Source organism: Paraburkholderia sp. BR13439 (assembly GCF_040948805.1).
Lineage (GTDB): Bacteria > Pseudomonadota > Gammaproteobacteria > Burkholderiales > Burkholderiaceae > Paraburkholderia > Paraburkholderia youngii.
Map to the genome: position 1 here is coordinate 1 of NZ_JBFPKN010000239.1, position 245 is coordinate 245.

1 protein-coding gene is annotated in these 245 nt (G+C 64.9%); it reads right to left on the reverse strand.

The window, feature by feature from the left end; genetic code table 11:
• A partial coding sequence (gene tnpB, locus AB3X96_RS43025) for an IS66 family insertion sequence element accessory protein TnpB (RefSeq protein ID WP_368594469.1) occupies nucleotides 1–155 on the reverse strand: 155 nt, incomplete at its 3' end.
• Nucleotides 156–245: the final 90 nt, after the last annotated feature.

Here is a 245-nt window from a genome sequence, read left to right on the forward strand (position 1 = left end):
ACCTTCAGGCGGTTGGCCCGCCGGTTGGCAAAAAGGTAAGCATGGTGCGGATGCGCGGCGCCGAACACGGTTATCACCCGACCCAGTGCCGTATCGAAGCCGGCCCGCATGTCCAGCGGGTCGACTGCCAGCCACACCTGATCGATGCGGATCATGCAAGCCACTCGCGCAGCCAGGCAGCGCACTGCGCTGCCTCTGAGGTTGGCCAGCTAACCGTTATCGATTGGTCCGCGCGACGCACCTCG